Origin of the sequence: Microbispora siamensis (assembly GCF_016863095.1) — a bacterium.
Classification (GTDB): Bacteria; Actinomycetota; Actinomycetes; order Streptosporangiales; family Streptosporangiaceae; genus Microbispora; species Microbispora siamensis.
Window position 1 is genome coordinate 51,381 of record NZ_BOOF01000006.1, and the last position, 23,241, is coordinate 74,621.

At 71.0% G+C, this 23,241-nt stretch carries 20 protein-coding genes; 7 read left to right on the forward strand and 13 right to left on the reverse strand.

What is annotated here, in order from left to right:
- The first annotated feature begins 33 nt into the window (after positions 1–33).
- Positions 34–603 carry a hypothetical protein gene (locus Msi02_RS08755; RefSeq protein ID WP_204047881.1) on the forward strand — a complete coding sequence of 190 codons (570 nt, stop codon included), beginning with the start codon at positions 34–36 and terminating at the stop codon, positions 601–603.
- A gap of 214 nt (positions 604–817) precedes the next feature.
- Here the strand turns inward: Msi02_RS08755 and Msi02_RS08760 are convergent, their stop codons facing one another.
- The 6 genes from Msi02_RS08760 to Msi02_RS08785 form a co-directional block, all read right to left on the reverse strand.
- Positions 818–2,575 carry a DEAD/DEAH box helicase gene (locus tag Msi02_RS08760; RefSeq protein WP_204047882.1) on the reverse strand — a complete coding sequence of 586 codons (1,758 nt, stop codon included), beginning with the start codon at positions 2,573–2,575 and terminating at the stop codon, positions 818–820.
- 407 nt (positions 2,576–2,982) lie between these two features.
- A complete protein-coding gene (locus tag Msi02_RS08765; RefSeq protein WP_204047883.1) occupies positions 2,983–3,582 on the reverse strand; it encodes a hypothetical protein in 600 nt (199 codons plus the stop codon).
- 382 nt (positions 3,583–3,964) lie between these two features.
- Positions 3,965–4,855: a hypothetical protein gene (locus Msi02_RS08770; protein WP_204047884.1), complete on the reverse strand. Its 891-nt coding sequence runs from the start codon at positions 4,853–4,855 to the stop codon at positions 3,965–3,967.
- Between the two features lie 151 nt (positions 4,856–5,006).
- The gene (locus tag Msi02_RS08775) at positions 5,007–6,308 is read right to left on the reverse strand and encodes a zinc metalloprotease (protein ID WP_239108241.1); all 1,302 of its coding nucleotides are present in this window, start codon (positions 6,306–6,308) and stop codon (positions 5,007–5,009) included.
- Between the two features lie 71 nt (positions 6,309–6,379).
- Entirely contained in the window at positions 6,380–6,640 is a 261-nt protein-coding gene (locus Msi02_RS08780; protein WP_030510937.1) for a DUF3039 domain-containing protein, read from the reverse strand.
- A gap of 86 nt (positions 6,641–6,726) precedes the next feature.
- Entirely contained in the window at positions 6,727–8,289 is a 1,563-nt protein-coding gene (locus tag Msi02_RS08785) for a DHA2 family efflux MFS transporter permease subunit (protein WP_204047885.1), read from the reverse strand.
- Positions 8,290–8,424: 135 nt separating this feature from the next.
- Here Msi02_RS08785 and Msi02_RS08790 point away from each other — a divergent pair, with 135 nt between their 5' ends.
- Complete coding sequence (locus Msi02_RS08790; protein WP_204047886.1) at positions 8,425–9,066, forward strand: TetR family transcriptional regulator; 642 nt, start codon at positions 8,425–8,427, stop codon at positions 9,064–9,066.
- Between the two features lie 15 nt (positions 9,067–9,081).
- Here Msi02_RS08790 and Msi02_RS08795 read toward each other — a convergent pair whose 3' ends face one another.
- On the reverse strand, positions 9,082–10,074 hold the full coding sequence (locus Msi02_RS08795) for a leucine-rich repeat domain-containing protein (RefSeq protein WP_239108242.1): 993 nt from the start codon (positions 10,072–10,074) through the stop codon (positions 9,082–9,084).
- Between the two features lie 260 nt (positions 10,075–10,334).
- Here Msi02_RS08795 and Msi02_RS08800 point away from each other — a divergent pair, with 260 nt between their 5' ends.
- Positions 10,335–11,738, forward strand: a complete 1,404-nt coding sequence (locus Msi02_RS08800; RefSeq protein WP_204047887.1) for a cellulase family glycosylhydrolase — start codon at positions 10,335–10,337, stop codon at positions 11,736–11,738.
- A gap of 82 nt (positions 11,739–11,820) precedes the next feature.
- Here the strand turns inward: Msi02_RS08800 and Msi02_RS08805 are convergent, their stop codons facing one another.
- From Msi02_RS08805 to Msi02_RS08815, 3 genes are all read right to left on the reverse strand, one after another.
- Complete coding sequence (locus tag Msi02_RS08805; RefSeq protein WP_079315330.1) at positions 11,821–12,396, reverse strand: YqgE/AlgH family protein; 576 nt, start codon at positions 12,394–12,396, stop codon at positions 11,821–11,823.
- A 102-nt stretch (positions 12,397–12,498) separates the two neighbouring features.
- Positions 12,499–13,908 carry an NAD-dependent malic enzyme gene (locus Msi02_RS08810; RefSeq protein ID WP_204047993.1) on the reverse strand — a complete coding sequence of 470 codons (1,410 nt, stop codon included), beginning with the start codon at positions 13,906–13,908 and terminating at the stop codon, positions 12,499–12,501.
- A gap of 238 nt (positions 13,909–14,146) precedes the next feature.
- Positions 14,147–15,061, reverse strand: coding sequence for a tetratricopeptide repeat protein (locus Msi02_RS08815; protein ID WP_079315332.1), 915 nt, complete (start codon positions 15,059–15,061; stop codon positions 14,147–14,149).
- A gap of 129 nt (positions 15,062–15,190) precedes the next feature.
- Here Msi02_RS08815 and Msi02_RS08820 point away from each other — a divergent pair, with 129 nt between their 5' ends.
- Positions 15,191–15,697 carry a DinB family protein gene (locus Msi02_RS08820; RefSeq protein ID WP_204047888.1) on the forward strand — a complete coding sequence of 169 codons (507 nt, stop codon included), beginning with the start codon at positions 15,191–15,193 and terminating at the stop codon, positions 15,695–15,697.
- A 16-nt stretch (positions 15,698–15,713) separates the two neighbouring features.
- Here the strand turns inward: Msi02_RS08820 and Msi02_RS08825 are convergent, their stop codons facing one another.
- The gene (locus tag Msi02_RS08825) at positions 15,714–16,181 is read right to left on the reverse strand and encodes an Lrp/AsnC family transcriptional regulator (protein ID WP_204047889.1); all 468 of its coding nucleotides are present in this window, start codon (positions 16,179–16,181) and stop codon (positions 15,714–15,716) included.
- Positions 16,182–16,247: 66 nt separating this feature from the next.
- On the opposite strand from Msi02_RS08825, the gene Msi02_RS08830 reads away from it, so the two are divergent.
- Positions 16,248–17,639: a pyridoxal phosphate-dependent decarboxylase family protein gene (locus Msi02_RS08830; RefSeq protein ID WP_204047890.1), complete on the forward strand. Its 1,392-nt coding sequence runs from the start codon at positions 16,248–16,250 to the stop codon at positions 17,637–17,639.
- A gap of 22 nt (positions 17,640–17,661) precedes the next feature.
- Here Msi02_RS08830 and Msi02_RS08835 read toward each other — a convergent pair whose 3' ends face one another.
- Entirely contained in the window at positions 17,662–18,654 is a 993-nt protein-coding gene (locus tag Msi02_RS08835; RefSeq protein WP_204047891.1) for a helix-turn-helix domain-containing protein, read from the reverse strand.
- A 187-nt stretch (positions 18,655–18,841) separates the two neighbouring features.
- On the opposite strand from Msi02_RS08835, the gene Msi02_RS08840 reads away from it, so the two are divergent.
- A complete protein-coding gene (locus tag Msi02_RS08840; RefSeq protein ID WP_204047892.1) occupies positions 18,842–19,414 on the forward strand; it encodes a hypothetical protein in 573 nt (190 codons plus the stop codon).
- 112 nt (positions 19,415–19,526) lie between these two features.
- Here the strand turns inward: Msi02_RS08840 and icmA are convergent, their stop codons facing one another.
- Entirely contained in the window at positions 19,527–21,209 is a 1,683-nt protein-coding gene (icmA, locus tag Msi02_RS08845; protein WP_204047893.1) for a coenzyme B12-dependent isobutyryl-CoA mutase large subunit, read from the reverse strand.
- Positions 21,210–21,405: 196 nt separating this feature from the next.
- Between icmA and Msi02_RS08850 the strand changes: the two genes are divergently transcribed.
- Positions 21,406–23,142, forward strand: coding sequence for a S8 family serine peptidase (locus Msi02_RS08850; protein WP_239108243.1), 1,737 nt, complete (start codon positions 21,406–21,408; stop codon positions 23,140–23,142).
- The last annotated feature ends 99 nt before the right edge of the window (positions 23,143–23,241 follow it).

Consider the following 23,241-nt stretch of genomic DNA (forward strand, 5'->3'; position numbering starts at 1 on the left):
GGCTACGCTGCGAGCAGCATCGGAGGACGACCCGTGAGGACACTCGAAGAACGCGTGAAGCATCTGGAGAATGAATTCATGAAGCTCAGCGTCGACTGCTACAAGCAGGCAGCAGCACACGCGTACGACGCGACGCAGCCGCATTGGGACAAACTCGACGCAATAAGCGACCGCCTGGTGCGAGTCGAGCAGATATCGGAGGAGACCAAGGCCGATGTCAACGTCCTCAAGAGGCAAATGACGGTTGTCGCCGTCCGGCTTGACCGCATCGACGGCGAGATCGGCCGACTGGATCGTCGCATCGACGGCTTGAGCGGCCGCGTCGACGCGCTGAGCGGACGCGTGAACGACCTCACCGGACGCGTCGACACACTGAGCGAACAGGTCACAACCCTCACCGGCCGCGTCGACGCGTTGAGCGGACGTGTGGACGATCTCACCGGACGCGTCGACACACTGAGCGAACAGGTCACAACCCTCACCGGACGCTTCGACACCCTGACGGTGCACGTCAGCGACCTCACCGATCGGGTGGACGCGATGGCCGCGTCGAACATGCGCATGTTCGAGCTCGTCCTCGACCGGCTGGGCGCCCTGCAATAGGACGCCCACCAGCCGCAGCGGGTCGCGGGGGTCGAACTCTCGCAGGGGTAGTCGCACCGACCCGGGCACGCAGGCACACAGAGCATGGCCTGCTCGCTCCGTGCCGAAGACTGTTCGGGCCTGCGAAGCAAGGGCATCGGGGGCGGCGCTGGGTGTCGCCCCCGATCACCACCGTGTCAGGTGATGAGCCCGGCGCCCTCGGTGTGCGGCGGGGTCACCTGCGCTGGGTGGCCCACTTGCGGATCATCGCGATGCGCTCGCGGACCTGCTCGGCGGTGGCCTGGGCGATGGCCGGGCCGCCGCAGGCCCGGCGCAGCTCGGCGTGGATGACGCCGTGCGGCTGGCCGGTCCGGTGGTTCCACGCGCCGACGAGGCCGTTCAGCTCCCTGCGGAGCTCGGCGAGCTGCTCGTGCGGCGCGAGGGCGGGGGCGCTGTCCTCGCTCCCCTTCTTGGTCCTGCGCTTGGCCGCCTGCTGGTCGGCCTGGCGCTTGCGCAGCAGTGAGGCCACCTGGTCGGGCTCCAACAGGCCGGGGAGGCCGATGAAGTCCTCCTCCTCAGGCGAGCCGGGCGCGGCGGCGGTGCCGAACTCGCCACCGTCGAAGAGCACCCGGTCGAAGGTGGCCGACGCCTCCAGCGTCTGGAAGGGCAGCTCGTCGCCGAGGGCGTCGGGCTGCTTCTTCTCCTGCTGGGCCTGTTCGAGGAGCATGTCGTCGAGGCCGTCCTCGTCGCGGCGGCGGCCCAGAACGTGGTCGCGCTCGGCCTCCATCTCGCCCGCGAGGCCCATCAGGACGGGCACCGAGGGCAGGAACACCGACGCGGTCTCCCCCCGCTTGCGGGCGCGGACGAAACGCCCGACCGCCTGGGCGAAGAACAGCGGGGTCGAGGTGCTCGTGGCGTAGACCCCGACGCACAGCCGGGGAATGTCGACGCCCTCGGAGACCATGCGGACCGCGACCAGCCAGCGCCGGTCGGAGGAGGCGAAGTCCTTGATCTTCTTGGACGCGCCCGGGTCGTCGGAGAGCACGACCTCGGCCCCTTCCCCGGTCACCGTGCGGATGTGCCGGGCATAGGCGCGGGCCGACTCGTGGTCGGAGGCGATGACCAGCCCGCCGGCGTCGGGAACGCCCCGCCGTACCTCGGTGAGGCGCCGGTCGGCCGCGTGGATGACCTGGCGGATCCAGTCGCCCTTCGGGTCGAGGGCGGCCCGCCACGCCTGCGAGAGCTGGTCCTTGGTCAACGGCGTGCCGAGGGTGGCGGCGATCTCGTCGCCCGCGCGCGTGCGCCACTTCATCTCCCCCGAGTACGCCAGGAAGATGACCGGGCGGACGACGCCGTCGGCCAGGGCCGGGCCGTACCCGTAGGAGTAGTCGGAGACGCTCCGCATCGCCCCCTCGCCGTCCTCGACGTAGGTGACGAAGGGGATCGGGCTCTCGTCGGACCGGAACGGCGTGCCGGTCAGCGCCAGTCGTCTGGTCGCGGGCTCGAACGCCTCGCGGACGCCGTCGCCCCACGACTTCGCGTCGCCGGCGTGGTGGATCTCGTCGAAGATCACCAGAGTCTTGCGCGCCTCGGTGCGAGCCCGGTGCAGCGCCGGGTGCATCGCGATCTGGGCGTAGGTGACCGCGACCCCGGTGTAGTCGCGCGAGGTGGTGCCCTGGCTGTTCTTGAACTCGGGGTCGATGCTGATCCCGACGCGGGCCGCGGCGTCGGCCCACTGCCGCTTGAGGTGCTCGGTGGGGGTGACGATCGTCAACGCCCGCACGACCCCGCGGCTGAGCAGCTCGCTGGCGATCCGCAGCGCGTACGTCGTCTTGCCGGCGCCGGGGGTGGCGACGGTCAGGAAGTCGCGCGGCTCGCGGCTGAAGTAGAGGTCGAAGGCCTGCTGCTGCCATGCGCGCAGCTTCGGGGCGGTGCCCCAGGCGGCTCTGTCGGGGTAGGACGGGGAGAGGTGGGACGCGGCCGAAACGCTCAACGACGCCTCCCCGAACTCATCGGAACACTGGTGTCTCTATCGGTTCGCTCCCTCACAGTGGATTCAGACTAGCCCGCCGGACCGACAAGACGCGCCGCCCACACGCAGGGTGGTCCGAAATAGCCTGGTGTGGCAATCCCCACAGCCTCAGGAACCGGGCGTGGCGTCGCGGTGCGATCCACCCCCGCGATCCGCCCTGCCGTCGCGGCGGGCGGCGGGATCGGGACCCCGGGCCGCGCCGATGCGACCGGGACCAGGAACCAGGGTGGACGCGACGGCGAAGCGCGCCCCGAGACCCGCGCAGCGGCACGAGCCCCGCTCAGAAACGGCCGGGGCGGGTGACCCGCGGAGCCCTTCGGCGTCCACGGGGCCCCGCCCCGGAATCGGTCAGTTCGCCGCGCGCACCGTCACAGACGTGTCGGGGCGCTGCAACGGCTGCTGGTCAGCGGAAGGGCGGAGGTACCGCTCGTGGTGGAGACGTTGCAGTCGGAGAAGAGGATGGCGCCGTCCGCCCTCCGCACCGTGACCCTGACCCGCCCCACGGGAATCCCGCTGCTGGTGAGGCTGGTCAGAGCGCCACCGCCGGGGACGACCGACAGAGCGGTGCTCGGCGAGGCCGCCAGGGTGATGTCGTACAGGTACCCGCCGAACACCGGCGTGAGGTCGGCCCAGCCCGTGCCGTCGTTCACGAACACGCGACCCCTGCGCGCCGACCCGGTGAAGGTCGTCGAGGCCGTCGGAGTGACGCCGGCCGCCGCGACCGTGAACGCGGTGACGATGTTCGCGCTGTCGAGGCGCGGGTAGGGAATGAACTTGTCCTTGTCCTTGTCGCCGACCGGGTTCGTCGCCGCCTGTGCGGCGGGGGCGGCCTTCGTCGTGGTGGCATTCGCCGCGATCGAGCCCGACAGCCCAACCGCCGCGCAGGTCACCGCCGCCGCGGCGGACCACATCAGCAGGCGACCGGCGCCACGCGAACCAGAGGCCGAGCTGCTCCTACGAGAAATCAATTTGATTTCCCCCCATGGTGAGAATTGGTCTTTCCGGGTCACCGCGTTTTCGTGCGATGCGACACCGAAGATACCTGGCCGGTGAAACGCGGGCAGTGAGCCACTTATTGGATATCGGCAAACAGATGTTACGCCTACCTCAAAGCCGCTCCGGCGACACCGCTATCTCCATTTATTGCACAGGAAGACGCCGGAGTGCCGATCAACGCGCTTATATGGATATTCAACCGGACAACCAAGGCAAAGAGCTGCGCAGATAAGTCGGCCGGTTTCCCGATTCAACGGCTATGCCCGAGTAATCGCCCGTACGGAGCGAGAGACGGCTATTTCCGGATTCGAGCGACGGGCCGCCGTACGAGCGCGTGCCGGTTCGACGGCGGGCTCAGCGGGCTCCCCACATCAGGCCCTCGATCTCGGCGCGCGACTGGGGACTGTCGGGATGGGCCAGCCCGAGCAGGACCGTGCTGCCGCCGTCCGGCCGGGTCAGCAGGGTCACCCGCATGAAGGCGGGCTCGTTCACCACGTCGGTGTACTCGGCCCGTACGGCCCGCGTGTGTCCCGGCCGCCCGCCGACGGTCACCGCGCGGTCGTCCAGCACCTCGACCTTGTCGCCGTGCAGCAGCAACTGCGTGTAGAGATCGCTTAGGTCGATGACGGCCGACCGCAGGTTGGGCGGGTCCACCCGGTCGCCGGGCCGGGCCATGACGGTGGCGCTGTCCCCGCGCGCGGCGACGGAGGTGAAGCCGGTCACGGGCGCGACGACGCCCTCCCGCCACTGCGGCGGCAACGTATAGGCGACGCCGGCGATCTGGTCGTGGATCACCGTGGGAGGCGCACTCTCGGCGCGATGCAGCACCGTGACCACCACCGCGCCGATGACGGCCGCCGAGCAGACCAGCGCGAGCCCGCCGACGAGAAGGCGCCGCAGCCACCGCGGCATCGGGCGGGGAGGCGTCTCGGGCGCGCGGTAGCGGCGGGCCGAGGGGGGCAGGTCGTCCTCGGGCTCCGGGGACTCCAGGCCCAGGGACGGCCAGACCGGGCGGTCGGCCTGGCTCCGTTCCGAGACCGGCGCGCCGTACAGGCCGGTGAGGCTCTCCTCCGGGTTCCGGTCCGGCTCCCGGTACGGTCGTGAGGGCCACTGGGGGGACGCGGGCGGTGTGGACGGCCGCGGCGACCCGCCTAGGGCGCCGTACGGGCGAGTGGGGCCCTGCGTGGACGGCGCGGACTCGTCCTCGGCAGGGGGCCAGACCCGGCGGGTCCACTGGTCATCCACAAAGCCTCCCCGGGCGGCCTGGCCGGGCGCGTGGGACGGAACCGGCGAGCGACTCGGCGCTCAGGGCCGGGCGCGGGGCTTCGTGACCATGAACGCTGCTGTGGAGTTACTCACACCCGCGCCGCGACGTCAACGGCTCCGGCCCGATTCGTCATCGCCCTGTTCCTCCTGGCGATTCCTCCCCGCCCTGTATGTGGTCGACCGGGCCCTCACGGCCTTGTGCGGCGAGGCTCGGCACAGGGCTGACCGTGATGCCGTCCGGGGTGCTGTCCGTGCCGTCCGCAGCGTCCGCGGCGGCCCCCTGGAGCCCCGCGGCGGCCTTCTGCAGCCCGGCGTCGGTTCCCTCCGGTGCCGGACGGCGATAGGCGTCCCACATCTGGTGGACGCGCACGCCCTGGCCCGCGGTGAACTCGCGCATGCAGCGGTCCTGGGCGTAGTCCATGAAGTTGTGGACAGGGTCGCCGCCCGTGGCGGGGCAGGTGTCCTTCTTCGAAGGGCAGCCGTTCGTCGGGTAGGCCTCGGCGGGGGTGTCGTCCACCGAGTCGCCCGGGGCCTTGCAGCCGTTCTCGAACGTGTGCAGCAGGCCCAGCCAGTGGCCGATCTCGTGCACCGCGGTGAAGCCTCTGGCGAAGTCGCGCAGCGGGCCGCCGGGGACGCTCCGCCAGTCGATCACCACGCCGTCCAGCACGGGCTCGTCGTCGTACCAGTACGGGTAGGTGGAGTAGCCGAGCACGAGCCGGCTCAGCTGCGCGATGTACAGATTGAGCGTCTCGGGACCCCCGACCCGCAGCTTCTTCTTCATCGGCTCCTCGTAGCCGAGGGGGTCGCGGAACCAGTTCCGGTTGTCGGTGTGGGTGATGCCCTTGAGCTCGAAGCGCACGCCGGTGTCGGCTCCGCCGTACCCGCCGGAGTAGGCGGTGTTCAGCACGGCGATCTGCCGGGAGACGGCGGCGTCGGGCAGGCCGAGCGCACGGTCCCTGATGATGTGCACCCACACCGGGACCGTGATCCGCTCGACGGCCCTGGGAACGCTCCGCCGGCCGTTCGCGGCACTCCCCGGCCGCGCTGTGTCTCCGGGCTGCGCGGTGTCCCCTGGCTGCGCAGTGTTCCCGGGCTGCACGGTGTCCCCTGGCTGCGCGGTGTTTCCCGGCTGTGCCGTGTCTCCGGGCTCTGCCGTGCCGAGCCTGCGAGCCAGGTCGGCCGACATCCGGGCGACCTCGTCCGGCCCCGGCTCACGCGGCTCCAGGGCGTGCGTGAGGCTGCCCACGCCGTGCCGGCGCTGCGGAACGGCATGGCGGGTGAGGCAGGCGTCCGGGCGCGAGGCCGGCGATCCGCGCAGACCGGCGCCGGTGTGACCACCGGCCGACCGGGAGGCGGCGGACGCCGGGGCGGCGCAGGCGCCGCCCAGCGCGTAAAGGCATGCAAGGAAGACGGCGATGGGTCGCCGAACCATTCGTTCCCCCGATACGGCTGGTCAGAAGGCTGACCCTAGCCGCCGGGGAGGCGATGATCCGGTATCGACACTCACTCGCCGGACGGTTCGCCCTTGGGCAACCCCTCGTAGATCTCCTTGCACTCCGGGCAGACCGGGTACTTCTTCGGGTCGCGGCTGGGCACCCAGACCTTGCCGCACAGGGCCCGCACCGGCGCGCCGGTCACGTAGCTCTCAGTGATCTTGTTCTTGTCGGCGAAGTGCGAGAAGCGCTCGTGGTCACCGTCGCCGTGCGAGAGCCGGGGTGTTACGTCGCTCTCGGGAAGAATCTTCGTGCCGCTCACGGATACCAAGTCTACTGAGCGACGAGGCGGCCCCGGCCCGGACGCGCGTACGGCCCCCGCCGGGGTGGCGGGGGCCGTACGGCGGGGACCGGACGTCAGCCCATGTGGACCGGGGCGCCCTCGGTCTTGCGGCCGGCCCTGACGAACAGGGCCAGGGCCGCCGCGACCAGGGCGACCGCCGTGCTCACGACGAAGCCGAGGTGCAGGCCGTCCATGAAGGACAGGTGCGACGCGTTCGCCAGCGCCTGGGCCGCGGGGCCGGTCCCGGGCGGGGCGGCGCCGACCGACGCGGCGCTCTTCAGGAGCTCCATCTGGTTGGGCGGGATGGCGGCCGCGGCCGGGCCGAGGTATCCGGGCAGCACGTCGGCCACCTTGGCGGACACGATCGCGCCGAGGATGGCGGTGCCGAGCGCGCCGCCCACCTGCATCGCGGAGTTCTGCACACCGCCCGCGACACCGCTGAGCTCCTCCGGCGCGTTGCCCACGATGATCTCCGTGGCGCCGACGAACACCGGCGACAGGCCGAACGCGAGCAGCACGAACGGGATCGCCGTGTCGGCGAAGGCCGCATCGACGCTGAGCCGCGACATGAGGAACATCGCGAAGGCGCTGATCACCATGCCGCCCGCGATGGTGATCTTCGGGCCGAGCTTGCCGATGAGGATGCCCGCGACGGGCGAGGCGACGATCATGCCGGCGCTCATGGGCAGCATCCGCAGGCCGGAGTCGAGCGGCGTGAGCCCGTGCACGCCCTGGAAGAAGAACGTGAGGAAGAACATCGCGCCGAACATCGCGAACGACATGAGGACCATGAGGACGGTCCCGATCGAGACCGAGGCGTTGCGGAACAGGCTCAGCGGCAGCAGCGGCTCGCGCGCCTTCGACTGCCAGAACAGGAACACGGCCCCGATCACCACGACGGCGGCGAGGAAGCCGAGCGTCTTGCCGTCGCCCCAGCCCCACTCGGGAGCCTTGATGATGGCCCACACCAGCGAGAACATCGCGCCGGACAGCAGCACCACGCCGAGCCAGTCGACCCGGGACAGCGTCTGGGCCCTGCTCTCCCGCAGCGCCCACAGCCCGAACGCCAGCGCCACCACGCCGACCGGCACGTTGATGAAGAACACCGACTGCCAGCTCACGTTCTCCACCAGGAGGCCGCCGACGATCGGGCCGGCCGCGCTCGACAGGCCGATGATCGCACCCCACGCGCCCATGGCCATGTTCAGCTTCTCACCGGGGAACGCCGACCGGAGCAACGCGAGCGCGGCGGGCTGGAGCAGCGCGCCGAACAGGCCCTGCAGCACCCGCAGCGCGACCAGCACGCCGATCGAGGACGACAGGCCGATGGCGAGCGAGGTCAGCGCGAAGCCCGCGACGCCGATCAAGAAGACGCGCTTGTGCCCGAACAGGTCGCCCAGCTTGCCGGCGGTGATCAGGAAGACCGCCAGCGCGAGCAGGTAACCGCTGGTCACCCACTGCAGGTCCGCCAGCGACGCCTTGAGTTCGACCTGGATGACCGGGTTCGCGATCGCCACGACCGTGCCGTCGAGCATGACCATGATCACGCCGAGCGAAACGGCGAGCAGCGTGAGCCATGGATGCCCCTGGCCTCGTCCTGGAGGCGCGTCGGCGTCCACCGATACGGCTTGAGTCATGGAGATTCCCCCTTAGCACCACTGTGTCGACGGGCAGTAATTTATGTCAGTCGATGACAGATGACAAATCCTTTTATCCGACATACGGTGACAACTGAGAGTTTGTGAACCGGCAGTTTCGAGGAGGTGACCGCCGTGGGTCTACGCGAACGCAAGAAGCAGCGGACGCGGGACGCCCTGATCGACGCGGCCCTCGACCTCTTCCTCACCAGGGGCTACGAGGCGACGACCGTCGACCAGATCGCCGCCGAGGTGGAGGTCTCGCCCAGGACCTTCTTCCGGTACTTCGCTTCCAAGGAGGACGTGGCGCTCTCGCTGACCGCCGACGAGCAGCGGATGCTCCTCGCGGAGCTGGCCGCACGCCCCGAGTCGGAGTCGCCGTTCACGGCGCTGTGCCAGGCGATGCGCTCGTTACTGCAGATCCTACGAGAGGCGGACGAGACGGAGGCAGGCAGGTACCTGCGTTGCCAGAAGGTCGTGCACTCCACGCCCGCCCTGCTCGCCGGGACCATGCGGCTGGTCAAGGAGAACGAGCGCAGGCTGGTCGCCGAGGTGGCCCGCAGGCTCGGAGCGGACCCGTGCGACCTGCAGCCGCAGTTCATCGTGGCCGTCTTCGTCAGCGTGGCCCTCGCCTGCTTCGACGAGCGCACGCAGGACCCCGCCGTACTGGCACGGCGGCTGGAGGACCTGCTCGCGCTGGCCGAGCGTTCCCTGTGTCCCGGCTGGGACCTGCCCGTACGCTCGGAAGCGGCGGAGCCCGCCTCAGCCCCGGGCTGACGCCGCGGCGCGTCCTCACATGAGCACGACGCACCCGCGCTCGCGCAGCGGGCGGACGCAGGCGGGGACCTCGTCGAACTTGATCCAGCGCAGGTCGAGCTTCTCCAGCCGCGGCAGCTCCGCCAGCCCGCCGGGCAGCCCGGTGAGACGGGTCGCCCGCAGGTCGAGGTGGGTCAGCTCGGTCAGCCGTACGACGGAGCCGGGCAGCCGTTCCAGGGGGTTGTCGCGCAGGTCCAGGTGACGCAGCGCGCGCAGCCCTCCGATCGCCTCGGGCAGCGCGGCGAGCCGGTTGTTCCTGAGGTGCAGCTCACGCAGCCCGGCCAGGCGGCCGATGGTCTCCGGCAGCGTGGTCAGCCGGTTGTCGTGGACGCGCAACTCGTGCAGGCCGGTCATGCCGCCGATGGCCTCGGGCAGCGCGGCCAGCCGGTTCTCCGCCAGGTTGAGGTAGCCGAGCCGGTCGAGCCGTCCCAGCGAGGCGGGCACCGACGTGAACCCGTTGTCGCTCAGGTAGAGGTAGTCGGTGAGGCAGGGCAGGTCGCCGATCTCCGCCGGCACCTCGCGCAGCCGGTTGTGCCCCAGGTCGAGCATGCGCAGCTGGCGGAGGCGGCCGAGGCCGGGGGGAAGGTCCGCGATCTCGTTCTCGGCCAGGTTGAGCGACCGCAGCCGGCTCAGCCGCCACAGCGCGTCCGGCACCGCGGTCAGCGCGTTGCGCCCCGCGCTCAGGTGTTCGAGCGAGGCGAGACGGCCCAGCTCGGGCGGGAGGGCCGTGATCCGGTTGCCGTAGAACAGCAGGACCCGCAGCCGCTCCAGGCGCCCGATCCAGCCGGGCAACGTCGTGAGCGCGTTGCCGTCGAGGTCGATGTGGTGCAGCGTCGCCATGTCGCGCACGGCGACGGGCAGCGACGGCAGCCCGGCATCGGGCGCCACCAGGGCGACGGGCACACCGCCGGCGAACCGTACGGCGCCCGGAGGCGCCCAGCCGGGTTCCGGCACGCCGAGATCGGGCATGGCAGCCGACTCTACAGACGCCCTCCGCACCCCCGCGCACCGGCCGACCGGTGAACGTTTCATCGGAATGCGGCGGCCCAGGTGAGGGCCCGCGGCGGGAGATCGCGCTGGTCCGGTGGCACACCATGCCGAACCGGTTCAGTGCGGTGCCGCCCTACCGACGGCGACGCGAGAGCCGTCTCCTGTACGGCCCCGGCTCCCCCTGCCTATGGTGCGTCCGGCGCTTCCATCGGTGCCGATCCCCCCACCCGAGGTACAGAATGAGAACACGTTTCATCGCCGCGGGCGCGGCGCTCCTCGCCCTCCTGATGTCGGTGATCGCGATGACCCAGAGCGCGCAGGCCGCGACCGGACTCCACGTCAGCGGCACGAAGATCCTCGAAGCCAATGGGAACCAGTTCATCATGCGGGGCACCAGCCACGCCCACACCTGGTATCCGAGCCAGACGAGCTCGTTCGCGAACATCAAGTCCCTGGGCGCGAACACGGTCCGCGTCGTGCTGAGCGGCGGCCGCTGGACGGCCAACTCGGCGAGCGACGTCGCCAACGTCATCGCGCTGTGCAAGCAGAACCGGTTAATCTGCGTGCTCGAGAACCACGACACCACCGGCTACGGCGAGCAGAGCGGCGCGTACACGCTCGACCAGGCGGTCGACTACTGGGTCGGCCTCAAGAGCGTGCTGACCGGCCAGGAGAACTACGTCGTCATCAACATCGGCAACGAGCCGTACGGCAACAACAGCCCCTCCGCCTGGACCAGCGCGACCAAGAGCGCGATCAGCAGGATGCGGGCGGCCGGGTTCCAGCACCTGCTGATGGTCGACGCGCCCAACTGGGGCCAGGACTGGCAGTTCGTCATGCGTGACAACGCCGCCTCGGTCTTCGACAGCGACCCCCAGAAGAACACCGTCTTCTCGATCCACATGTACGGCGTCTTCGACACCGCGGCCGAGGTGACCGGCTACCTCCAGGCGTTCCAGACCGCCGGCCTGCCGCTGGTGATCGGCGAGTTCGGCAACATGCACTCGGACGGCGACCCCGACGAGGACACGATCATGTCGCAGGCCCAGTCGCGGGGCGTCGGCTACCTCGGCTGGTCGTGGAGCGGCAACGGCGGCGGCGTCGAATACCTCGACCAGGTGACGAACTTCAACGTCAGCCAGCTCACCTCGTGGGGCCAGCGGCTCTTCAACGGCGCCAACGGCATCAAGTCGACCGCCAAGGAGGCGACGATCTACAGCGGCCAGCCGCCGGTGAGCCCGTCCCCCAGCCCGTCCGCCTCCCCAAGCCCGTCCGCGTCCTCCAGCGCCTCGCCGAGCGCGTCCCCGAGCCCGAGCCCCAGCCCGTCCCCGAGCGGCGGCGCCAAGGGCTGCTCGGCGACGTACAAGGTCGCCAACCAGTGGGGCGGCGGCTTCCAGGGCGAGGTGACCGTCAAGGCCGGCTCCAGCGCCATCTCCGGCTGGACCGTGACCTGGACGTACGCCAACGGCCAGACGATCACCCAGGCGTGGAACGCCACGGTGACGTCGAGCGGGTCGTCGGTCACCGCGAAGAACGTGAGCTACAACGGCGGCCTCGGCGCCGGAGCGTCCACCTCGTTCGGGTTCCTCGGCTCCTGGAACGGCACCAACGCGGTGCCGGCGGTGAGCTGCACCGCGAGCTGAGACCTCACCCACGGCCGGGCGCGCTTCCCGCGCCCGGCCTCCGCGTGTCACCGCGCGGCCCGTGCGGGGCGTGCCGGGGGAATCAGTTGAGCAGGGGGTCGTCGGGGAAGGTGGCGACCAGGGCGAGGTCCCCCTTCTGCCTGCGCAGCACGGTGCGCCACAGCGTGGCCGGGTTCGGGTGGAAGGTGTCCCCCGGCTCGGAGTCCACGACGTACCAGGCGCCCTCCTGGAGCTCGTTCTCGAGCTGTCCCGCCGTCCAGCCCGCGTAGCCCGCGAAGATCCGCATCTGGGAGATCTCCCCCGCCAGGATCTCCGGGGGCGCGTCGAGGTCCACCGTGCCGAGGCGCGAGACCGCCGCCCTGCCCTGCAGCCGGCGCCAGCCCAGCGGCTCCTCGCCGCTGAGCACGACGGCGAGCGCGAGCGCGCTGTCCGTCTGCACCGGTCCGCCCTCGAACAGCACAGGAGGACCCGTGACCAGGGCGTCCCAGGAAGGTAAGACCTGGGTCACGGCGATCTCGCTGGGCCGGTTGAGCACCACACCCAAAGTGCCGCCGTCCTCGTCGTGCTCCAGGACGAGCACCACGCTACGCCGGAAGTTGGGGTCGTCGAGCAGTGGCGTCGCTACAAGCAACCCGCCGACGTAGATCGCCTCCGCCATACATCCCATCATGAGGGAGGATTGCGGATTCGTGTACGCCGACCCCGGTTTGCCGCGTCATATTACTTACCGTGACAGCGACGTCACCGCCCGGGAACCGTACTAGGCCTCGGTGAAGCCGCGCGCCCTGCCGCCGGCGGACTCCCGTACGGCCGCCGCCACCGCGTTGGCCACGTCGGGGTGGAAGACGCTGGGAATGATGTAGTTGGGGCCGAGTTCCTCGCTCGAAACGACCGCGGCCAGCGCGCGGGCCGCCGCGAGGAGCATCTCCTGCGTGACGCCGTCCGCCTGGGCGTCGAGCAGGCCACGGAACACGCCCGGGAACGCCAGCACGTTGTTGATCTGGTTGGGGTAGTCCGACCGGCCGGTGGCCACGACCGCGGCGTGCTCGCGGGCGTCGTCCGGGGAGACCTCCGGCTCGGGGTTGGCCAGCGCGAAGACCACCGCGTCCTTCGCCATGGCGGCGACGTCGTCCCCGGTGAGGATCCCCGGCGCGGAGACGCCGATGAACACGTCGGCGCCCTTGACCGCGCCGCGCAGGTCCCCGCCGTACCCGTCGCTGTTGGTGTGCTCGGCGATCCAGCGCAGCGAGTCGTCGAGGTCGTCGCGGCCGAGGTGCACCGCCCCGCGGTAGTCGCAGACCACGACGTTCCGCGCCCCGGCCGCCAGCAGCAGGCGCAGGACGGCGGTGCCGGCCGCGCCCGCGCCGGCCATCGCGATCCGCACCTCGGAAAGCTCCTTGCCGACGACCTTCAGCGCGTTGGTCAGGGCGGCGAGCACGCAGATGGCGGTGCCGTGCTGGTCGTCGTGGAAGACCGGGATGTCGAGCAGCTCACGCAGCCGCCGCTCCACCTCGAAGCAGCGCGGCGCCGAGATGTCCTCCAGGTTGATGCCGCCGAAGCCGGGCGCGATGGCCCGTACGGTAGCGACGATCTCGTCCACGTCCTGGGTGTCGAGGCAGATGGGCCAGGCGTCGATGCCGGCGAACCGCTTGAACAGGGCGGCCTTGCCCTCCATCACCGGCAGCGCGGCGGCGGGGCCGATGTTGCCGAGGCCGAGGACGGCCGAGCCGTCGGTGACGACGGCGACCGAGTTCCGCTTGATCGTGAGGCGGCGGGCGTCCTCGGGGTTGCGCGCGATCGCCAGGCTGACCCGCGCCACGCCAGGCGTGTACGCCATCGACAGCTCGTCACGGTTGCGCAGGGGGACCTTCGACTGCATCTCGATCTTGCCGCCGAGGTGCATGAGGAAGGTCCGGTCGGAGACCTTGTGGATCGCGACGCCCTCGACCGCGCCGAGGCTGTCGACGATCGCCTGCACATGGTCGGCGTCCTTGGCCGCGCACGTCACGTCGATGCGGAGCTTCTCGTGACCGGCGTTGGTCACGTCGAGGGCGGTCACCACGCCGCCCGCGTTCTCCACCGCGTGGGTGAGCAGGCTGACCGCCTTGCCCCCTGCGGGCACCTCGAGGCGCACGGTGATCGAGTAGGACACGCTGGGCACGGTGGCCACGTCTATCCGCTCCTTTGCGGGGTGTTGCCTGGCCGTGCTCTCCCGGCTGCTCCAGTGGGGCGCGGCCTCCGCGTGGCGGCCACGCTCGCGCATCCGGCTGGACGGCTCATGGGTGCTATCCATCGTGCCATCCCCGGCGGGGTGTTTCAGCCCGTGCCCGTGCTGTTTCCGCCACGCGCCGTGCCCGGCCCGCGCGCCGCCGTGCCGCGGGGACGAGGCGGGCGCGGGCGGGAACGGGTCAGAAAAGCGCGCTGGCCAGCGCCCTGCGCGCCCGCGACACCGACGGGTCGTCGGCGGGCAGGGCGTCGAACAGCCCCAGCAGGTGGACCCGCGCCTTGTCCCTGTCGGCGCCCCGGGTGCGCCGCACGAGCGCGACGAGCCGGTCGAACGCCTCGTCCACCTGGCCGTTCACCATCTCCAGGTCGGCGGCCTGGGTCTGCACGTCCACGTCGTCGGCGTTCTCGGCGGCCCGGCGCAGCACGTCGGCCGGGTCGAGGTCCTGCGTGCGCCGCAGCAGCCCGACCCCCGCGAGGCCGATCTTCGCGCCCTCGTCCGACGGCGACCTCGCCAGCAGGCGCTCGTACGCCGCGGCCGCGGCGTCCAGGTCGCCCTTCTCCACGGCCTGCTCGGCCGCCAGAAGCTCGGGGTCGACCATCGGCTCGGCGGGCTGCCCCTCGCCCGGCGCGGCCAGCTCCACGCCGAGCTGCTCGAACACCTGCGCCAACGCCTGCCGGAGCTGCGCCTCCGGCAGCGGCCCCTCGAACAGGGGCATGAGCTGCCCCTGGAAGGCCAGGTAGACGGTGGGCACCGCGCGCATCCGCAGCGCCTGGGCGAGCTGCGGGTCGGCCTCCACGTCCACCCTGGCCAGCACCCACGCGCCCGCCGCCTCCGCGGCCAGCTTCTCCATCACACCGCTGAACTGCCGGACCTGTTCGGCCCTGCTCACCGTCGCCTCGACGATCACGGGAACGCTCAGGGAGCGCTCCACCACGTCGGCATTGAAGGTGGCCGAGGTCACCTCGATGACGTCCGCCGAGGCGGCTCCGGACGGCCCGGCGGCCTCACGCCGCGCCTGGGCCTCGAGTGCCTGCTTGCGCGCGCCGAGGTCCACGGCGCCGTAGAGCGATCCAGGTCGAGAGAACTCCGCTGCCATACCCCCAATCCTGCCGTACCCGCCCGCGTGATCCGTGCGATCCCCGCCCCCTTCCTCCGGCGATCGGGACGGGCCGGCGCCCGCCGTAGGGTGAACGACGCACAAATCGCCATATGGAGGGAGCAGGACATGGCAGTGGAACGCATCGGCCCGCCGACCGTCGCCGGTGAGCGCGAGATGCTGCGGGCGTTCCTCGACTACCACCGGGCCACGCTCGCGCTGAAGTGCGACGGCCTGTCGGACGAGGAGCTGCGCCGCAGGTCGATGCCGCCGTCGACGCTCACGCTGCTCGGCCTGGTCAGGCACATGGCCGAGGTCGAGCGCGCGTGGTTCCGCCGTGTGATCAACAAGGAGGACGTGCCGCTCGTCTGGTCGGAGGAGGGCGACTACCAGGCGGCGTACGACCCGAGCGGGTCCACCGGCGCGGAGGCGTTCGCCGCGTGGCAGGCGGAGGTCGAGCACTCCCGCAGGATCGAGCGCGCGGCGGAGTCGCTCGACGTCACCGCCTACCAGCCGCGGTGGGGCGAGGAGGTCTCGCTGCGGCTGGTGATGCTGCACATGATCCACGAGTACGCCCGGCACAACGGCCACGCCGACTTCCTGCGCGAGGGCGTCGACGGGACCGTGGGCGTCTGAGCCCGGGGGCTGATCTTCAGCCGACCGGGCCCTGGACGGTCCTGCGTTCGGTACGGAAGATCAGCGTCGTCTCGAGATGGACGATCTCCGGGCGGACCAGGATGCGTTCGAGGATCAGGCGGTGCAGGTGATCGGCGTCGGGCACCGCGACGTGCACCAGGAAGTCCTGCGGACCGGCCACGTGGAACAGCGCGATCGTCTCCGGGAGCCCGAGCACGAACGCCCGCAGCGGGTCCACGAGCTGGCTCGTGTGGGGCCGCACGCGCAGCGCCAGCAGCGCCTCCAGCGGCCGTCCGAGCGCCTGGGTGTCGACCTCCGCGCGGAAGGCCGTGATCAGGCCGCGCCGGCGCAGCGACCGTACGCGTTCGAGAGCGGTGGAGGGGGCGACGCCGACCCGCTCGGCGAGGTCCTTGTTGGGCAGCCGTGCGTCCTTCTGCAACAGCTCCAGGATCTTCCTGTCGGTCGAATCCAGTTCGGCGCTCACGGCCTCTTTCCTTGGTTGATTCGGCGTATGTGGCGGATGGACGTCCGATACGGCCATCATCCCGGCATGACCCCGAATCACGCCTGGGACATCGACGACTTCGTCAACGCCGCCGAGGTGACCGTGCGGGGCCTCGCCGCGTACGTGCGGGAGAGCCAGGACGGGGCGGCGCCGGTGCTGCGCCGCAGGCCGCCCGGGGAGCTGGCCGGACGGCTCGGGCTCGCCCGCTGGATCCGGGAGGGCGGCATGACCCCGGAGATCTACCGGGAGTGGCTGGACGCCTATCTCGCGGAGGGCACCCGACTGCACCACCCGGCCTACCTCGGCCACCAGACGGCCGCGCCGGACTTCCCCGCCGCGCTGGCCGACTTCGTCCACGGCGCGATCAACAACCCCATGGCGATCTACGAGATGGGGGCCGCGGCGGCGACGGTCGAGTTCGAGGTGCTGCGCTGGATGCTCGGCAAGGTCGGCTTCCCCGAGGGCGGCGGCGTGCTCACCCACGGCGGGTCGCTGGCCAACCTGACCGCGCTGCTCGCCGCGCGGGCCGCCGCCGCGCCGGACGCGTGGACCGAGGGCGTGCCCGGCGATCTCGCCCTCCTCGCGCCGCCGTCGGCGCACTACTCGATCACCCGGGCGGCGGCGATCCTCGGCCTCGGCGAGCGCGCGGTCGTGCCGCTCGACGTGGACGACCTGGGCAGGATCGACGTGGCCCGGCTGCCCGAGGGGCTCGACCGGGCGCGGCGGGCCGGCCGCCGGCCAATGGCCCTGGTCGCGGCCGCCTGCGCCACCGGCACCGGCCTGTACGACGATCTTCGGCCCATCGGCGAGTTCTGCGCCGAGCACGGCCTGTGGTTCCACGTGGACGGCGCGCACGGAGCCTCGGCGCTGCTCAGCGAGGCGCATCGGCACCTGCTCGACGGCGTCGAGCTGGCCGATTCCGTCATCTGGGACGCGCACAAGATGCTGCGCACCTCGGGCCTCGCGGCGGCCGTGCTCGTCCGGCGCGAGGGCGACCTGGACGCCGCGTTCCAGCAGCGGGCCAGCTACCTGTTCTACGGCGACCAGGGGTTCGACCTGATCGGCAGGACCGTGGAGTGCACCAAGGCCGCGCTCGGGCTGAAGGTCTTCCTCAACCTGGCCTGGCGGGGTGAGCACGGCCTCGGCGAGCACGTGGCGCGGCGGTACGCCACCGCCCACCGCTTCTGGGAACTGGCCCGCGAGCGGCCCGGCTTCCACTGCCCGTACGAGCCGGAGAGCAACATCGTCTGCTTCCGGTACGGCAACGGCGACCAGGCCGCGATTCGCGAGACCCTCCTGGAGGAGGGCTCCTTCCACCTGACCTCGGCCGAGCTCGGGGGCGTCCGCCACCTGCGGGTGACGGTCATGGCCCCGGCCACCGACGACAAGACCCTCGAAGCCCTCCTCGACCGCGTCGCCGCCCTGTCCGGGCTCTAGGCGGATCACACGAGCATGGCCGTCAGCGGGAGAAAAGGTCGATGATCTCGTGGCCACGGCGGGTGCGCAGGATCCACACCTCGCGCCCTCTGCGCTCCCTGCAGATCAGCCCGGCCGCCTCCAGACGGTCGCAGTGGTAGGTGATGGCGCTCGGGACCGTACCGGCCAGCGTGGCGAGTTGACCCATGGTCGCAGGCCGGACCAGCGACGACAGCAGGCCGGCTCGCGCCGGCCCGAGCATGGAGGCCAGCTCGTCGGTCCCTCGGCGCGCGGGATCGGCCCCGAGCCACAGGGCGTCCGCCCGCGGGAGCGGGTAGGCGATCCAGACGTAGTCGGGCAGGTCGAGGTTGAGGATCGTGGCGTCGGGCCCGGAGACCATGGGCACGAGCACCAGCCTGCGACGGCCGAGGTCGTACCGCGCGGGCTCCTGGTCGCTCATAAGCAGGCTGCCTTCGGCGTACCTGATGCGCTCGCTGAGCGTGCCGAGGAGCGCGTCGAGCGCGCCGCGCACCACCGCCGTACCGACCCGCTCGACCTCCCGGTCGAGCAGCGGCTGCGCTCGCTCCCACAGAGGCCTGATCGCGGACCAGACGTCGGAGACGGCGCTCGCGTACCCGTTCAGCCACCGACGCGGCCGCTCGGCGGCCCCCCGCCAGTGCTCGGGCACGCGCTCCGGCCCGTACGCCTGCTCCATGTCGTCGAGCAGCGCATCCGGCCGCATGTCGAGCAGCCAGGCGATCTGGGACTCCACGGAGGCGTCCGCGACCGGCGGCAGCGGCACGATCGTGTCCGGCGCCACGGAGTGGCCGGGCGCGCCGAGCGGGCGGCACGCCTGCCGGCCCTCGGCCCCGACGGACTCCCGGATCCTGCGCCGCCACCGCTCCGGCAGTCCCCGCCGCCGCGCGGCCACCGCGTCCACGAGCAGCGACAGCACCGACACCTGCGGCGAGACCGCGACCGAAACCTCCGGGCTGGGGCACAGCCGCAACTCGCTCCACGTCTCCGCGCGTCGCACCTTTCCCCCGAGGCCTTGTCTCACTAGGTAAAGGCACACCATAGCCAAGCCGACCGGAACCGTTCTGAAGCTTCAATTATTCGCGAAACGACCGGGGACGTCGCTTGCACGTTCGTTGAAATGGCAGAGGACGCGGCCGCAAACGGCCCAAGCTGACCGAGCGTTGAAATCTCGGGAAAGGACGCACATGTCTACTCGGCTCGGCGGGCGCACCGCCGCGTTCGGTCTCGCGCTGGCCCTCGCCGCCTCGGCGTCGGCCGCCGTCGCCGTCCCTGCCTCGGCCGCCCCGTCGTCGGCGACGGCGGCCGCATCGAGCACGTCTATCCAGAAGGTCCACCTCTACGAACTGACGACCAAGGGCGACCAGGGCTTCTTCTACACAGCCGACCAGGCGGAGATGGAGCAGGCCGTCGCCAAGCACGGCATGCGGGTGACCCAGACGCCGCTGTACTCCATCTCCCGTACGGCCTTCCCCGGCGGCAAGCCCATGTGGCGGCTCCGCTACACGGTCAAGTCGTCCTACCTGGTCACTGTCTCGCCCCAGGAGCGCGACCAGCTGGTCGGATCAGGCAAGTTCGTGAACGACGGCATCCTCGGATACGCGGCCGAGGACGGCTGCGCCGGCGGCACGACCAAGGTCTGGCGTCTGAGCAACAACGGCAAGTGGCGCCTGGCCGTGGAGTCGCACATGATCAGCATCGTCAACAACGAGCCCGGCTGGAAGCTCGACGGCCGGGCCTTCAACCACTTCATGTCGTGATCGCTTTCCGGCCGCCGACTGAGCCCCGGCAGCGCGCCGGGGCTTCGGCGGCGGTCCGGCCGGAGCCTGTTCCCGGGACGTCAGGGCGCAGGCCGTCCCGGGAACGTCCGCGTCAGAAGGCGGCGGGTTCGGCGTAGGTGCCCCACTCCTCGCGCAGGACGTCGCAGATCTCGCCCAGCGTGGCCTCGGCCCGTACGGCCTCCAGCATGGGCGGGATCATGTTGTCGTCGCCCTTGGACGCGGCCCGCAGGGCGGCCAGCGCCGCGTCGACGGCCGCCTGATCCCGCGCGGCGCGCCGCTCGGCCAGCACCCTGCGCTGCTCCACCTCGACCTCGTGGCTGATCCGCAGGATCTCCAGCGGCTGCTCCACGGTCGCGGTGTGGCAGTTCACGCCGACGATCCGCTTGTCGCCCTTCTCCAGCTTGCGCTGGTAGTCGAAGGCCGACTCGGCGATCTCCGACATGAACCAGCCGTCCTCGATGCCCCGCAGGATGCCGGCGGTCATCGTGCCGTCGCCGCCCATCTCCCGGATCCTCGCGAAGATCTTCTCCGCCTCGGCCTCCAGCCGGTCGGTCAGCGCCTCGACGTACCAGGAGCCGCCCAGCGGGTCGACGACATTGACGACCTCCGTCTCCTCCATGATCACCTGCTGGGTGCGCAGTGCGATCTCGGCGGCCTTCTCCGACGGCAGCGCGAGCACCTCGTCCAGCGCGTTGGTGTGCAGCGAGTTGGTGCCGCCGAGCACGGCCGCCAGCGCCTCGATGGCGGTGCGGACGACGTTGTTGTCCGGCTGCTGCGCGGTCAGCGACACCCCCGCCGTCTGGGTGTGGAAGCGCAGCCACTGCGCCTTCTCGGTGCGCGCGCCGTACACGTCGCGCATCCAGCGGGCCCAGATGCGCCGCGCGGCGCGGAACTTCGCGATCTCCTCGAAGAAGTCGATGTGCGCGTCGAAGAAGAACGACAGGCCCGGCGCGAACACGTCCACGTCCAGTCCACGCGACAGGCCCAGCTCGACGTAGCCGAAGCCGTCCGCGAGCGTGAAGGCCAGCTCCTGCGCGGCCGTGGCCCCCGCCTCGCGGATGTGGTAGCCCGACACCGACAGCGGCTTGTACGCGGGGATCTCGGCGGCGCAGAACTCCATCAGGTCGCCGATCAGCCGCAGGTGCGGCTCGGGTGCGAACAGCCACTCCTTCTGCGCGATGTACTCCTTGAAGATGTCCGTCTGGAGCGTGCCGTTGAGCTTCCCCACCGGCACGCCCTGCCGCTCGGCCGCGACCACGTACATGCAGAAGATCGGTACGGCGGGCCCGCTGATGGTCATCGACGTGGTGACCTCGCCGAGCGGGATGCCCTCGAACAGCAGGTCCATGTCGAGGGCCGAGTCGATCGCCACACCACAGTGGCCCACCTCGCCGAGCGAGCGGGGGTCGTCGGAGTCGCGGCCCATCAGCGTCGGCATGTCGAACGCCACCGACAGGCCGCCGCCGCCGGCGCCGAGGATCATCTTGTAGCGCTCGTTGGTCTGCCTGGCGTTGCCGAACCCGGCGAACTGCCGGATGGTCCAGGGACGGCCTCGGTATCCGGTCGCGTACAGGCCCCGCGTGAAGGGGAACTCCCCCGGCCAGCCGATGCGCTCGAAGCGTGGATCATCACCGGGCGGCCCGTAGACGGGGTCCACCTCCAGCCCCGACAGGGTCCGGAACTCGCGGTCCCGTTTGAAGGCGGCGTCGTATCGCGCCTGCCAGCGGGCCCTGCCCGCCTCGATCGCCTCGGCGCTCGTCGCATCCGGCTTCATCTACCCCTCCCCGGGTCTCACTCTCCGAGAAAATACTAGGACGTCCTACTAAATTCGGCCACAGCGCTCCCCCGGCTGACCCATCGCCTCCCCGGCAGTCATGTCACACGTTGGTCGCGAATTGTCACGGACCTTTGACAGAGCCAGGAAATCTCCAAACATGGTCAGCGCCCTTGAAGTCCACACGGAGGTGGATGTGAAGCGCTTGACAGTCGTCGCCGCGACCGCGGCGATGGTGGCGGCAACCCTGGCCACACCCGCGCAGGCCGTACCGGCGGCCGCCGGGTCGGCGGCCCAGACCGAATACGTGGTTCTGTACAAGGAAGGCGCGGCAGCGGCGGACGCCCAGAAGGCGATCGAAGCGGCGGGCGGCAGCGTGATCAAGGTGAACGCCGAGGTCGGGCTGGCCACGGTCAGCACCACGAACCCCGACTTCGCGGCCGCCCTGCAGGGCGCCGCCGTCATCGAAGGGGTCGCCCGCAACCGCGTGATCGGCAGCGCGCCGGACGACGCGAAGGCGTCCGCCGCCGTGAAGAAGGCCGTGGAGAAGGCGGCCAAGAGCAAGGCCGTGGAGAAGGAGGGCCGGGGCGGCGCCACGGGCCCCAAGTGGGGTCGCAACGTCAAGGACGAGCCGCTCGCCGACCTCCAGTGGGACATGAAGCAGATCCACGCGGACCAGGCGCACAGGTTCGAGCAGGGGGACAAGGGCGTCCTCGTCGGCATCCTCGACACCGGCGTCGACGGCTCGCACCCCGACATCGCGCCGAACTTCGACCGGAGGCTGAGCCGTAATTTCACCGTCGACCTGCCCGCCGACGCCAACGGCACCGTGATCGACGGGCCGTGCGAGGAGGACCCCGACGGCTCCTGCACCGACCCGAACGACGTGGACGAGGACGGCCACGGCACCCACGTCGCCTCGTCGATCGCCGCGCCCATCAACAAGCTGGGCATCTCGGGCGTCGCGCCGAAGGTGACGATCGTGAACCTGCGGGCCGGCCAGGACTCGGGCTACTTCTTCCTCCAGCCCACCGTCGACGCCCTCACCTACGCGGGCGACATCGGCGTCGACGTGGTCAACATGAGCTACTACATCGACCCGTGGCTGTTCAACTGCGCCGACAACCCGGCCGACAGCCCTGAGGAGCAGGCCCAGCAGCGGCTGTACATCGCCGCCACCCAGCGGGCGGTCGACTACGCCCACGCGCGCGGCGTGACGCTCGTCAGCGCGGCGGGCAACGAGGCGATCGACTACACGAAGACGAACGTCGACAGCGGCAGCCCCGACTACGCCACCTTCCCCGGCCAGCAGACGGAGCGGACCCGGACCATTCCCCCGTCCTGCGTCTCGCTGCCGAACGAGTCCGAGCACGTGATCGCGGTCTCCTCGACCGGGGTCAGCAAGCGGAAGGCCTACTACTCGAGCTACGGCAACGGCTACATCGACGTGGCCTCGCCCGGTGGCGACGTCTACGACACCCCCGGCAACACGAGGGACATCACCAAGGCCACGCTCTCGGCCTATCCCAAGGCGCTCGCCGTCGCCAACGGCGAGATCGACGAGAACGGCGACCCGACGGTGCCGTATGTGGTGAAGGACTGCAAGGGCTCGGTCTGCGCCTACTACCAGTACCTGCAGGGCACCTCGATGGCCTCGCCGCGCGCGGCCGGGGTCGCGGCGCTGATCGTCAGCCGGTACGGCCAGCGCGACCGCGCCCGCGGCGGCCTCACGATGGACCCGGACAAGGTGGAGGCGATCCTCAAGGGCACGGCCACCAGGACGGCCTGCCCGAACCCGCCCGCCTACACCTACACCCGCCATCTGCCGGACGGCACCACGGCGACCGCCACGCACATCTGTGAGGGCACCGCCGACAACAACGGCTTCTACGGCAGGGGCATCGTCGACGCCCTGCGCGCCGTCGGCCGCTGAGCTGACCCGAGCTGACCCCGAATGGCGCACCCGTGCGCCTGAGCTCACCGGAGTAGGCGCACGTGCGCCTACTCCGGCCGGTGACGCACCCGTGCGGTG